This window comes from Bradyrhizobium genomosp. I (2014) (assembly GCF_000261685.1).
Lineage (GTDB): Bacteria > Pseudomonadota > Alphaproteobacteria > Rhizobiales > Xanthobacteraceae > Bradyrhizobium.
In genome coordinates, this window is the sequence record NZ_AJQE01000252.1 from 18,953 (window position 1) to 31,040 (window position 12,088).

At 64.7% G+C, this 12,088-nt stretch carries 13 protein-coding genes; 1 reads left to right on the forward strand and 12 read right to left on the reverse strand.

The window, feature by feature from the left end; all coding sequences use genetic code 11:
* Nucleotides 1-101: 101 nt before the first annotated feature.
* From IC50_RS23680 to IC50_RS42560, 9 genes are all read right to left on the reverse strand, one after another.
* Nucleotides 102-1,274: a phosphoserine transaminase gene (locus IC50_RS23680; RefSeq protein ID WP_035710367.1), complete on the reverse strand. Its 1,173-nt coding sequence runs from the start codon at nt 1,272-1,274 to the stop codon at nt 102-104.
* A 79-nt stretch (nt 1,275-1,353) separates the two neighbouring features.
* Nucleotides 1,354-1,545 (reverse strand): hypothetical protein, encoded by a 192-nt coding sequence (locus IC50_RS23685; protein WP_244429632.1) that lies wholly within the window; start codon nt 1,543-1,545, stop codon nt 1,354-1,356.
* 271 nt (nt 1,546-1,816) lie between these two features.
* The gene (locus IC50_RS23690; protein ID WP_035710371.1) at nt 1,817-2,281 is read right to left on the reverse strand and encodes a GNAT family N-acetyltransferase; all 465 of its coding nucleotides are present in this window, start codon (nt 2,279-2,281) and stop codon (nt 1,817-1,819) included.
* A 17-nt stretch (nt 2,282-2,298) separates the two neighbouring features.
* On the reverse strand, nt 2,299-2,889 hold the full coding sequence (locus IC50_RS23695; protein WP_035710374.1) for a glutathione S-transferase family protein: 591 nt from the start codon (nt 2,887-2,889) through the stop codon (nt 2,299-2,301).
* A 69-nt stretch (nt 2,890-2,958) separates the two neighbouring features.
* Entirely contained in the window at nt 2,959-3,831 is an 873-nt protein-coding gene (locus tag IC50_RS23700; protein WP_035710377.1) for an outer membrane protein, read from the reverse strand.
* Between the two features lie 168 nt (nt 3,832-3,999).
* The gene (locus IC50_RS23705) at nt 4,000-4,830 is read right to left on the reverse strand and encodes an outer membrane protein (RefSeq protein ID WP_035710379.1); all 831 of its coding nucleotides are present in this window, start codon (nt 4,828-4,830) and stop codon (nt 4,000-4,002) included.
* 236 nt (nt 4,831-5,066) lie between these two features.
* Nucleotides 5,067-6,317 (reverse strand): MFS transporter, encoded by a 1,251-nt coding sequence (locus IC50_RS23710; protein ID WP_035710381.1) that lies wholly within the window; start codon nt 6,315-6,317, stop codon nt 5,067-5,069.
* 280 nt (nt 6,318-6,597) lie between these two features.
* Nucleotides 6,598-7,941 carry a phosphoglucosamine mutase gene (gene glmM, locus IC50_RS23715; protein ID WP_035710383.1) on the reverse strand — a complete coding sequence of 448 codons (1,344 nt, stop codon included), beginning with the start codon at nt 7,939-7,941 and terminating at the stop codon, nt 6,598-6,600.
* 221 nt (nt 7,942-8,162) lie between these two features.
* A complete protein-coding gene (locus IC50_RS42560; protein WP_193374146.1) occupies nt 8,163-8,330 on the reverse strand; it encodes a hypothetical protein in 168 nt (55 codons plus the stop codon).
* 117 nt (nt 8,331-8,447) lie between these two features.
* Between IC50_RS42560 and IC50_RS23720 the strand changes: the two genes are divergently transcribed.
* A complete protein-coding gene (locus tag IC50_RS23720; protein ID WP_035710385.1) occupies nt 8,448-9,584 on the forward strand; it encodes an alpha-hydroxy acid oxidase in 1,137 nt (378 codons plus the stop codon).
* A 91-nt stretch (nt 9,585-9,675) separates the two neighbouring features.
* Here the strand turns inward: IC50_RS23720 and IC50_RS23725 are convergent, their stop codons facing one another.
* From IC50_RS23725 to IC50_RS23735, 3 genes are all read right to left on the reverse strand, one after another.
* Nucleotides 9,676-10,302 carry a hypothetical protein gene (locus IC50_RS23725; RefSeq protein ID WP_035710387.1) on the reverse strand — a complete coding sequence of 209 codons (627 nt, stop codon included), beginning with the start codon at nt 10,300-10,302 and terminating at the stop codon, nt 9,676-9,678.
* 58 nt (nt 10,303-10,360) lie between these two features.
* A complete protein-coding gene (locus tag IC50_RS23730) occupies nt 10,361-11,200 on the reverse strand; it encodes a shikimate dehydrogenase (RefSeq protein ID WP_035710388.1) in 840 nt (279 codons plus the stop codon).
* Between the two features lie 86 nt (nt 11,201-11,286).
* A partial coding sequence (locus tag IC50_RS23735) for a SulP family inorganic anion transporter (protein WP_035710389.1) occupies nt 11,287-12,088 on the reverse strand: 802 nt, incomplete at its 5' end.

A 12,088-nucleotide genomic window follows, 5' to 3' on the forward strand; every position in this document is an offset into this window, starting at 1 on the left:
TGCAACAAAGAAAACTGCCGGTGCGCCGTGTGGAGAGATCACCCCACCCCGCCGCACCTGGCGGTGCGTCGACCCTCCCCCTCCAGGGGAGGGTAAGAAACTTACGCCGCCTTGGCGAGCGTGGCCTTGGTCTCGGCGAACGCCCAGTCGATCCACTGCGTCAAGAGCTCGACGTCCTTCGCCTCGACGGTGGCGCCGCACCAGATGCGCAGGCCGGCCGGCGCATCGCGGTAGTACGCGAAGTCGTAGCCGGCGCCTTCCTTCTCGACGAGGGCAACCAGCTTCTTGGAGAAGTCGGCCTGCGCGTCGTCCGAGAGCGAGGTGATCGCGGGATCGGTGAACTTCAGGCACACCGAGGTGTTGGAGCGGATCGAAGCGTCCTTGGCGAGGAAGTCGATCCACGGCGTCTTCGCCTTCCAGTCGGCGAGCACCTTGGTGTTGGCATCGGCACGCGCGATCAGCGCCTTGAGGCCGCCGATCGACTTGGCCCAGTTCAGCGCGTCGAGATAGTCTTCGACGCAGAGCATCGACGGCGTGTTGATGGTCTCGCCGACGAAGATGCCTTCGTTGAGCTTGCCGCCCTTGGTCATGCGGAAGATCTTCGGCAGCGGCCAGGCCGGCTTGTAGGTCTCGAGCCGCTCCACCGCGCGGGGCGACAGGATCAGCATGCCGTGCGCGGCCTCGCCGCCGAGCGCCTTCTGCCAGGAGAAGGTGACGACATCGAGCTTGGCCCAGTCGAGCGGCTGCGCGAACGCTGCGGAGGTCGCGTCGCAGATGGTCAGGCCTTCGCGGGTCGCGCTGATCCAGTCGGCGTTCGGCACGCGCACGCCCGAGGTGGTGCCGTTCCAGGTGAAGACGACGTCGCTCTTCGGATCGACCTTGGAGAGGTCGGGAATCTCACCATAGGCTGCATTGAGCTTGGTGACGTCCTTGAGCTTCAATTCCTTGACGATGTCGCTGACCCAGCCCTCGCCGAAGGATTCCCAGGCGAGCGTGGTGACGGGCCGTGCACCGAGCAGTGACCACAGCGCCATCTCGACCGCGCCGGTATCGGAGGCCGGCACGATGCCGATGCGGTAATCGGCGGGCACCTCGAGCACTTCGCGCGTCAGGTCGATCGCGAGCTTGAGCTTGGTCTTGCCGACCTTCGCGCGATGCGAACGGCCGAGCGCTGCGTCCTTGAGATTTTGGGCGTTCCAGCCGGGGCGCTTGGCGCAGGGGCCGGAGGAGAAATGCGGCACGGTCGGCCGCGAAGCGGGCTTCGCTACAGTCATGATCTACCCTTCCAGATAGTAAGCCTCCCGTTGGGGGGAGGTGTCCCGCCGCGGCTGATACGGGAAACGGGTAGGCCAGTCAAGGAAGTTCCGGGGCCTCACGGGCGAGTGATGGCTCCTCGGGTGCGATCTTCGGAGATTGGGCGACGGCGAGCGCATTGAGCAAGTCCGTGGCATCGCTGATCAATTGCGCGGCCCTGCGGCGGCTACCGACCTTCAAAATGCATTTGTCATTGGCCTGCACGACGTAGTCGTTGCCGACCTTGATCATTGAATAGCTTGTCATCGAAATCCCCGAACCGACCGAGCTCGGTGCCAGAAGCTGCCGTAGCACCGTTCGTTCCCGATTCAACGTGAACGACGGCTGAGTAGTTTACCGCCCATTAAGATGAACGAATGCGCAATCCGAATTTGCTGATCGCGCAAGGCTCGCGGCCAGAGCCCCATTTCGATACAATCGGAACGGGACTCCGGATTCGTGTATTGACGGGTTTTCTTTGCGCGAACCGTTATCCACTTCGCTCGAAAACGCTTCCGCTGCCTCAAAAGCGGACAGTCATGCCCACATGGCTCGCAGCGAACCCGAGCCGCTTGTAGAAGCGCTGCGCATCGACGCGCGTCTGATGCGTCAACAGTTCGACGAGATTGCAGCCGCGCGCCTTCGCTTCCGCGACCGCCCATTGCACCAATTGCTCGCCGATGCCGCGGCTGCGACAATCGGAAGCAACGCGAACGTCCTCGAGCAGGCCGCGCACGCCGCCTTGCGAACTCAACCCCGGCAGGATCGCGAGCTGCAGGCAGCCGACCACCCTGCCCGCGCTCTCAGCAACCACGAGCGTGAGATTCGGATCGCGCTCGACCCGTGCGAATGCGTCGTAATAGGAGGCGGGCAACGGATCTTCCACGCGTTCGCGCGCGCGGCCGAGATGATCGTCGGCGAGCATCGCAACGATCGCGGCGACGTCCTCGCGGCGCGCTGGACGGATGGAGACGGTTTCGGCATTCATGTCATACAACTCCGGACTCAGCGCGCCGGCGAAAGGCCGAGAAACGCTTCGACTTCGCCGATCCAGCGGCGGACGGACGCATGGCGGCCGAGATCGAAGCCACCTTCATGCGCGAGGCGCGTATAGGCGAGCAGCGACACGTCCGCGAGCGAAACCTCATCGCCGGCGAAGAAGCGGCTGCCGGAGAGATGCTGCTCCATACGATCGAGCGCCGCATATCCGCGCTTGACCTTCTCGGGATCGAGCTCGGATACCCCCTTGCCCAGGTAGATGAGGAGGAAGCGGCACACCGCAATATAGGGCTCGTGGCTGTACTGTTCCCAGAACAGCCATTCGTCCATCTTGGCCGCAGCAAAGGCGTCGCGCGGAATGAGCGCACTGTCACGGGCGAGATAGCGGATGATGGCGTTGGACTGTGCCAGCGTGCGGCCGTCGTCGAACTCGACGGTCGGCACCTGGCCGGCACCGTTCATCCTGAGGAACTGCGGTGTGCGCGTCTCGCCCTTGCTTGTGTCGATCTCGATCCACCGGTAGGGCACTGCGAGCTTGTCGCAGACCCATTTCACCTTCAGACAGTTTCCGGAATTGCTGTCGCCGTAGATCTTCATCGCCGCCGCCCCGTCTTCGGTCGACAGAGCATCAGGAGGCGAGGAGGCTGTCAACAGGAAGCGGACGGCTCAGAACTTGTAGCCGAGCCCGACGCGCGCGTTGTTCAGCGTGACCTGCGTGTTCATGACGGGCGAGAATCTCACATATTCGTATTCAACGCGCGCGAACAACCCGTCCCAAATGCAATATTCGAGCCCGAGGCCCGCAGTCCAACCCACAGCGAAGGCGTTGGTCCTGTGCTGGCTCTGAGTCTGCGACTGCGCCGGAACAGCGTACGTAGTGGCCGTGGTCGTACCGCCTGCGTCCGTCACGATCTGCGTGAGCGTCACATCGCTCGTCACCGTGCGGGAGACGTCCATCCGCCCAACCGCAGCGCCGAAGAAGGCATACGGCATAAAATCGCCGCCATCCCACCCCACGCGGCCACGGAGCGAAATCATGTCCTTGACCTGCGCCGCGGCGGTGCCGGTCAAAGTCACGTTATAGTTGTCGGTCGTGCCGGCGGGCGGATTATCGCCGGGCGGGTTGGTGATGACGAGCGCGTTGTGACCGCTCGTCTGCGTGTGGAGATTGTTGAAGTAGCTGTAGGTGCCCTCAAGACTGAGAATGGCATCGTACCATTGCCAGTTGCGGCCGACGAAACCGCCGAAATTGACGCCTTGCGTGTTGGTCTTGTTCATGAGCGACCAGTTCGCGGTCGGTTGCTGCAGAACGCTGTCGCGGAAGATGTAGTTTGTCAGGCCGACCACGCTTTGGCTGAAATCGGTGGCGTCGGTCGTGTAGCCGGCGCTGCCGCCGACATAAGCGCCATCCCAGTTGCGGGTCGTCTTCGACAGGCCGTCGGTAAAGCCGCCGCGCAGCACGGGCAGGTCCGGCATGTCGGCCGCGTGCGCGGCAGACACCGTCCCCAACATCGCCGCCGCAACCATCAGCTTACGCATCGCAACGCTCCATCGGACTCGAACTGTTGCGATGATCATGGCCTGTTAACCTTAACCAATGGTTGCGTCAGACGTGTTCGTCCCTGTCGGGCCATGAAAAATCCGCAAAGCAAAACGGCGCGGGATGATCCCGCGCCGTCAGGAGACGTTAAGCGATGAGGCTGCCGATCAGCCCTTGGTGACGAGCGGCGGCGGCATGTAGGCCGGCGGGCTGTTGAGATCCCAGCGCACGCCAAGCTTGACGTCGTGCGAGGTGAGCTCCTTGATCTTGATCGAGGTCGGGCCGGAGGCGCTGTTGTCGAACAAACGGTAGTTGCCGGGCGCCGCATCGCCGAGATTCATGTAGCTGTAGGCCAGTTCGACGGTGAACCCGGGATTGACCTTGTAGGCGAGACCGGCGTGGGCCGCCCAGGCGAAGTTCCACTTCCCGTTGTCGGCGAAGTAGGCGACGCTGTTGTTGAGGCCCGGGCTGTATGACACGCCGTCGTCGCGGAAGCCGCTGATCTTGTTGTAGGAACCGCCAACACCGGCACCGATGAACGGGGTAATGCACCACCAGGTGCCGAGGTCGACATAGGCGTTGGCCATCACGACCCACTCGGACTTGCTGCCGGTGTAGTTGTTGACGCCGACGAAGCCGGGTCCAACCACGTTGTCGCTGCCGTGCAGGTTCGCCTTGCCGCGATACTGGCCGATCACGTCGGCACGGAACCAGTTGTTGAAGCGATAGCCGACGCCGAGGTCGAACAGCGGCGAGGAGTCGAAGCCGAGGCCCTCCGTCGTCTTCGAATACCCGGCCGGCAGGGCGCTTTCGATGCTCTTGGCACTCTGGTTGGTCATGCCGATGTCGCCGCGCAGATACCAGCCGCCGAAGTCGGCGGGCGGAGCGGGCGGCGCGTACATGGGAGGGGGCGCGGCGATCGGCATGTCGGCGGCGAACGCCATCGACGAGATCAGGGTTGCCGCACCCGCGGCAAGGAGAGACTTAACGCTACGCATTGCTTCGTCCTTTTGGCCGGTGAGGCAAAGACGGGCGCCCCACGTTCTGGAAACTCACGACCGGGACGATGGCAGCAAATGTTTAAGCGCCACTTAACCCTAATTTTTAAGGTTGATTTTTTCTCACCGCACACGCGGATGCGGCGCCGGCGTTGCAGAAATGCAGCGCCAAATGCGGCGCCTTCGCCGCATTTCCTAACGATGTGTGAAGCCGCAACGCAGCGAGTGAGAATGCGTTAACGCGCGTGCTGCGGCAGCCTGGGGAGGAACACCGCGAGCAGCCCGATCGCCGGGAGATACGCGCAGACCTGGTAGACGAACTCGATCGAGGTTTGGTCGGCGAGCTTGCCGAGCACGGCGGCCCCGAGGCCGCCGATGCCGAAGGCGACGCCGAAGAACACGCCGGAGATCATGCCGAAGCGGTGCGGCACCAGCTCCTGCGCGAAGACGATGATCGACGACGTCGTCGAGGAGATGATCAGACCGATGGCAACGCTGAGCACGGCGCTGGTGTAGAGGCCGGCATAGGGCAGCGCCAGCGTGAACGGCAGCGCGCCCAGGATCGATATCCAGATCACGATCTTGCGGCCGAAGCGGTCCCCCAACGGACCACCGAGAAACGCACCCACGGCGTTCGCGGCGAGGAAGATGAAGAGATAGATCTGGGCTGCCTGCGTCGACACGCCGAAACGATCGATCAGGTAGAAGATGTAGTAGCTCGACAGGCTCGATACGTAGAGCTGTTTTGAGAACAACAGCGCGACCAGTACGAGCAGCGCCACCGCGACCCGGCGCGAGCTCGGCGCGTCAGGATGGGCCTGAGCCGCGGCCGCCTTCTTCGCCTTGATCTGCGGCGCATACCAGCGGCCGATGCGCCAGAGGATGAGGATCGCGAGGAACGCGATCGAGGAAAACCAGGCGATGCTGCCCTGACCGAACGGCACCACGATCAACGCCGCCAGCACCGGTCCCATCGAGGTGCCGAAACTGCCGCCGAGCTGGAACACCGATTGCGCAAAACCGTAGCGACCGCCGGAAGCGAGCCGCGCGATGCGCGCCGATTCCGGATGAAACACCGCCGAGCCGAGGCCGACCAGTGCGGCGGCGACGAGGATGACGAGATATTGCTGCGCGGCGCTGAGCAGCAGCAGGCCGAAGAAGGTCGAGGCCATGCCGATCGCCAGCGAATAGGGCTGTGCCTTCCTGTCGGTGTAGTGCCCGACCACAGGCTGGAGCAGCGAGGCCGTGAACTGGAAGGCCAGGGTGATCATGCCGATCTGCGCGAAGTCGAGCGCGTAGGTGTCCTTCAGGATCGGATAGACCGAAGCGATCAGCGACTGCATGGTGTCGTTGAGAAAGTGCGAGAAGCTGATGCCGGCGAGCACGATGTAAGCCGGCCCTGCCGCTTTGGCGGCGGCGGGGGTCACGTCGCTGACGACGACGGGCTCGGTCAGCGTTTTCTCAGGGACGACGACAGGCTTGTTCAAGGGGGCGGCCCCGGCTGGCGCGGCGAACCGCCGCATCGGCTCATTACGATGCAAGCGGCGGTGGAACCACCGTCAATCGCTTATGGCTGGGATGCGTGGGTGTTCTCGTCGCTTACCCCCCTGGAGGGGAGGGTCGGCCCATGTTGAGCGAAGCGAGACATGAGACGGGGTGGGGTGACGGTCTCTCCGCATCCAACAGTGCACGAGCGGAGAGATCACCCCACCCCGCTCGCGCTTCGCGCGATCGACCCTCCCCCTCCAGGGGAGGGTAAGAAAAACATCAAGCCGCCGCCTGGCCGAGCGCCAGGACGATGGTGTCGACGACGTCCTCGACCAGGATGCGGTCCTCGCCTTCGCCCATGACGCGGATCACGGGCTCGGTGCCGGAGGAACGGATCAGCAGTCGGCCGTGGCCGTTGAGGCGCCTCTCGCCGTCGGAGATCGCCGACTTGACGTCGGAATCGTCGAGCGGCTTGCCGCCCTTGTGACGGACGTTCTTGAGGATCTGCGGCAGCGGATCGAAGCGGTGGCAGACTTCCGAGACCGGCCGGCGCAGCTTCTGCACCACGGCCAGCACCTGCAAGGCAGCCACGAAACCGTCGCCGGTGGTGGCGTAGTCGGACAGAATGATGTGACCGGACTGCTCGCCGCCGAGATTGTAGCCGCCGTTCAGCATCTGCTCGAGCACGTAGCGGTCGCCGACCGGTGTGCGCACGAGATCGAGCCCCTGCCCTTTCAGGAAGCGCTCGAGCCCGAGATTGGACATCACGGTGGCGACGATGCCCGGGCGCGACAGGCGTCCGTCTTCCTTCCAGCTCTGCGCGATCACCGCGAGCAGCTGATCGCCGTCGACGAGGTGGCCGCGCTCGTCGACCAGGATGACGCGATCGGCGTCGCCGTCCAGGGCGATTCCGATATCGGCGCGCATCTCGCGCACCTTCTTCGACAGCGCTTCCGGCGAGGTCGAGCCGCATTCCTTGTTGATGTTGAAACCGTCGGGTTCGACGCCGATCGGCACCACGTCGGCGCCCAGCTCCCACAGGGCTTCGGGCACCACCTTGTAGGCGGCACCGTTGGCGCAATCGATCACGACGCGCAGGCCGTCGAGCGACAGATCTCGCGGCAGCGTGCGCTTGGCGAATTCGATGTAGCGGTCGTGCACGCCGTCGATACGGCGGGCGCGGCCCAGGCTCGCACTTTGCGCCAGCCTCTTGTCGAGAGATTCGTCGAGGAGCTGCTCGATCTGCCTCTCGACGTCGTCTGAAAGCTTGAAGCCCTGCGGGCCGAACAGCTTGATGCCGTTGTCCTCGAACAGATTGTGCGAGGCCGAGATCATCACGCCGAGATCGGCGCGCATCGACTTGGTCAGCATCGCGACCGCCGGCGTCGGCATCGGGCCGACCAGCAGCACGTCCATGCCGACCGAGGTGAAGCCTGCGACCATCGCGTATTCGATCATGTAGCCGGACAGACGGGTGTCCTTGCCGATCACGACCCGGTGGCGGTGCTCACCGCGCTGAAACGCAAGGCCTGCGGCCTGGCCGACCTTGAGCGCGAGCTCCGGCGTGATCAGTCCGTTGGCGCGGCCCCGAATCCCGTCCGTCCCGAAATATTTGCGGCTCATATCGTCCCCCAGGCAACAACCAGGGAATCCCCTCTAGAATCGCGGGCTGCCCGAGCGGGGCCCCGCATCCCTGATTTGCTGGCTTGTTATAATGCCATCATGGCCAACTTGGCTTCAAAAAATATGATCAATCGTTACTGAATCGGCGACGCCGCCGGCTCGATAAGGTCTTGTTAACCCTATGTTTCCCGCCCGAGCGCCGGTTCGGAGCGGAACCGCCCCTAGCCGGAGCGCTTCACATGGCCGTCCTCGCGGCTCGGCGCCGGCTGGGTGACGTTGACCGGGTCGGAGCCCGGAAAGGTCTCTTCCAGTCCCTCCTCCAGCGCCTTCTCGAGATCATGCTTTTCCTTGACCTCTTCCGGTGACGGTCCAGCGTGCGGCCTCGTCATGGCACCCTCCTGCAAAACGTTCTGTAAACGATTTGGCTGTGCATCCAACCATGGTAGATGACCCCAAAATCTTCCGATGCAAGACTTCCGAGTAAGACGGGCCGGGGAAACGACATCATGAAGCACATCACCTGTATCGACGATCTTCGCACGCTGCATAAGCGCCGCGTGCCGAAGGCGTTCTTCGACTATTGCGACCGCGGCTCCTATGCCGAGGAAACGCTGCGCGCCAACCGCGAGGACATGCAGGCGATCAAGTTCCGCCAGCGCATCCTGGTCGACGTCTCCAAGCGCGATACCTCGACCACGATCCTCGGCGAGCCCTCGACCATGCCGCTGATCCTCGCGCCGGTCGGCCTGCTCGGCATGCAGCACGGCGACGGCGAGATCCTGGCCTGCCGCGCAGCGCAGGCCGCCGGTATCCCGTTCACGCAGTCGACGATGTCGATCTGCTCGATCGAGGACATCGCCGCCAATGTCGAGAAGCCGTTCTGGTTCCAGCTCTACGTCATGAAGGACCGCGGCTTCATCAAGGCGCTGATCGAGCGCGCGATCGCGGCGAAATGCTCGGCGCTGGTGCTGACCGTCGATCTCCAGGTGATCGGACAGCGCCATCAGGACATCAAGAACGGCATGACGGTGCCGCCGGAATGGTCGCTGTCGAAGCTGATCGATTTCGCCACCAAGCCGGCCTGGGTGTCGGGCGTGCTGCAAGGCAAGCGCCGCACGTTCGGCAATCTCGCCGGCCATCTGAAGGTCAGCGACGACATCACCTCGCTCTCGACCTGGATCAGCTCGCAGTTCGACACCTCGCTGAACTGGAGCGACATCGAGTGGATCCGTTCGATCTGGCCGGGCAAGCTGGTCCTGAAGGGCATCCTCGACGTCGAGGACGCCGAGCTCGCCGCCAGGACCGGTGCGCAGGCGATCGTGGTCTCCAACCATGGCGGCCGCCAGCTCGACGGCGCGCCGTCCTCGATCGAGGTGCTGCCCGAGATCGTCGACGCGGTTGGTGACAAGATGGAGATCATGTTCGACGGCGGCATCCGCTCCGGCCAGGACGTGATGCGCGCCCTCGCCCTCGGCGCGAAATCCTGCATGATCGGCCGGGCCTATGCATACGGGCTGGGCGCCGGCGGCCAGGCCGGCGTCGCCAAGGCGATCGACATCATCCAGAAGGAGCTGCTCACGACCATGGGCCTTTGCGGCGTCAACCGGATCGACGAAATCGACGATCATATCATTGCGATGTAACCCTCGTCGTTCCGGGATGGTCCGAAGGACCAGACCCGGAACCTCGAGATTCCGGGTTCGCGCTGTGCGCGCCCCGGAATGACACGTCGTCTCACATCGGCGGCGTCAGGCCGTCGCGGCCGATGCTGACACGGCTGGTCTCGAAGGAGCCGTCGGGCAATTGCTTCATGAAGGCGATGACCTTGGCACCCGGCTTCAACTCGGATTTGTCGCTCGGCACGAAGGTCACCACCGGCGTGCTGTCGGCGACGAACACCTTCTTCTCGCCGTCCTTGTACTTGACGAGCAGCGTATGGCCGTCATTGCCGACGACGCTTTCGGCCACGGTCGCATTGGTCATGCTGGAGTTCGGCTTGAGGTCCCAGGGCCGGGAGCCCTCGCCGGTGCCGCGCATGCTTTCCGGAAACACGTGGACCTCGACCGCGTTCTGGCTGCCGTCCGGTCCCGGCACGGTGGTCGCACCGATGAACGAACCCGGCTTGACGTCGGCGAGTGAAATCCTGGTAATGCCCGACACGTTCACGTCGGAGGCGATGTGAAGCCTGACGTCTTCACCGCTGCGCGACTTGACCTGCATGGTGTCGCCATTGACGCTCTCGATCGTGCCGCGCACGCGCGTCGGCACCGGCGCCCTCTGGGCAAAGGCGCAGTAAGTTGAGACGGCCACCATCGCGACGGCGATCAGTGGACGTGTGAAAGTTGCACGTTGAACAGACATGACGGTCTCCGATTGCCCCCATGGGATGGAGAACTCCGGAAGGCCGCGCGCTATTCTCTCAAGACTTTGTGAGATCGGCCTCGACCAGTGCGCGCAGCTCGGCCGTGACCTCGGGCCGCCGGCCGAACCACAGCTCGAAGCCGCGCACAGCCTGATGCAGCAGCATGCCGAGCCCGTCGGCGGTCTTCAGGCCGCGCGCCGTCGCCGCGGCCAGCAGCGGCGTCACCAGTGGAGCATAGACGAGGTCGGCGACGACCGCCGCTTGCGGCAGGCGTGCGACATCAACATCGAGCGACGGCTGCCCGTGCATGCCGAGCGAGGTCGTGTTGACGAGAAGCCTTGCGCGCGGCAGCACGTCGTTGATCGCGTCCCACGGCAGCGGACGCACGTTCGGCCCGAACTGCCTTGCCAGCACCTCGGCCCGCGCAACGGTGCGATTGGCGACATGCACGCACTTGATGCCGCGTTCGAGCAGGCCGAACACGACCGCGCGCGCGGAGCCGCCGGCGCCCAGCACCAGCGCTTCCTCGGCCGCTCCCCAGCCGGGCGCGCTGGCGTCGAGATTGCCAATGAAACCTTCGACATCGGTGTTGGTCGAACGCAGCTCACCGTCGGCAAACCAGAGCGTGTTCGCAGCGCCGACCGCCTTCGCGCGGGCGTCGGGCGTCGACAGCGCCAGCACGCCTTCCTTGTGCGGGATGGTGACGTTGGCGCCGACGAAGCCGCGCAGCGACAGCCGCAGCACGAAATCGCGCAGGTTCTCGGGCGGCACCGCCTCGATGACGTAGCCTCCTTCGATGCCGAGCGTGCGCAGCCAGTAATGATGGATCAGCGGCGAGCGCGAATGCGCGGCCGGCCATCCGATCAGACAGGCTGCAGGAGCCTTGGTCAGGGTCATCCGTCCCTCTGGAAGCGTGGAAGGCGATCCATTTCCCGTCCAGCAGGCGCTGTCAAGGTGCGGACGCCGGCGCGATAACAGCGTCGTCAGCTCGCAGTGGCCTCGTCGGCGGCCGGGCCCTTGATGTCGGCGATGGCGCGTTCGAGGCTCTGGCGATAACGCGCGCGCGGCGGCGTGACGCCATGGGTGAGCAGCGCGCGGCGGACCGTGGGCGAGGCCCCCGTGATGAACAGCCGGATGCCCTGGCGGTGCGCCTTGGCGGCGACGCGGCCGAGCACGTTGGCCGCGGTCGAATCCAGGAACGGCACCGCGGCGAAATCGACGACGAAAGCCTTGCGCCGGTCGGCGATGCCGTCGAGCACGCCGCCGATCGCCGAGGCCGCGCCGAAGAAGAACGCGCCGGTGATGCGATAGACCAGCACGTCGCGGTCGACCGCAAGCGCGGGATCGTAGGGAACGCGATCGCCATTGCCGTCGTCGGCGCGATCGGCGGCCACCAGCGGCGCGCGTTCCTCGATGCCCGTCATCTCCGCCATGCGGTGGATGAACAGCACCGCGCCGAGCGCGAAGCCGACCAGGATGCCTTCGGTGAGATCGCGGAAGATCGTGAGCAGGAAGGTCGCGAGCAGCACGACGGCATCGCCCCACGACGAGCGCACGAGCGTGGCGAATTCGTGCTTCTCCGCCATGGTCCAGGCCACCACGACCAGCACCGAGGCGAGCGCGGCCAGCGGAATATAGCTCGCCAGCGGCGCCGCGATCAGCATGAACAGCAGCAGAAACACGGAATGCAGCATGCCCGCGAGCGGCCCGCGCGCGCCGGCGCGGATGTTGGTGGCGGTGCGTGCGATCAGGCCGGTGACGCAGATGCCGCCGAACAGCGCCGAG